This is a genomic window from Vallitalea maricola (assembly GCF_036985595.1).
Classification (GTDB): domain Bacteria; phylum Bacillota; class Clostridia; order Lachnospirales; family Vallitaleaceae; genus Vallitalea; species Vallitalea maricola.
The window spans coordinates 1-242 of sequence record NZ_BTPU01000335.1; the positions used below are offsets into that span (position 1 = coordinate 1).

Sequence of the window (242 nt, forward strand, 5' to 3'; positions counted from 1 at the left end):
AGCTTATTTCTACTGATTCAGTATACAATCCATATGTTATGGAAAGTAAAAAAGTTAAGATAATTTCAGTTGCACCACTATTCGCTGAGACTATAAGAAGGATACACAGGAGAGAATCAGTTAGTCCACTGTTCAACAAAGTGCCAAAAGAAGTTTTACAAATAGAAGAGTAGTATGAATATAGATTACTAGTAGACATTTATTATAGATAGGAAGTGAATAATATGCTGGAAAAGGGTTTT

Annotated in this window: 1 protein-coding gene; it reads left to right on the plus strand. The window is 31.4% G+C overall.

Going from position 1 to position 242, the window contains the following annotated elements; all coding sequences use genetic code 11:
* Positions 1 to 38: 38 nt before the first annotated feature.
* Complete coding sequence (locus AACQ14_RS24840) at positions 39 to 173, plus strand: hypothetical protein (RefSeq protein WP_353514039.1); 135 nt, start codon at positions 39 to 41, stop codon at positions 171 to 173.
* The last annotated feature ends 69 nt before the right edge of the window (positions 174 to 242 follow it).

Bases quoted from the DNA above. Each gene is read 5' to 3' on its own strand.
- AACQ14_RS24840 (WP_353514039.1), top strand. From the start codon at position 39: ATGGAAAGTAAAAAAGTTAAGATAATTTCAGTTGCACCACTATTCGCT.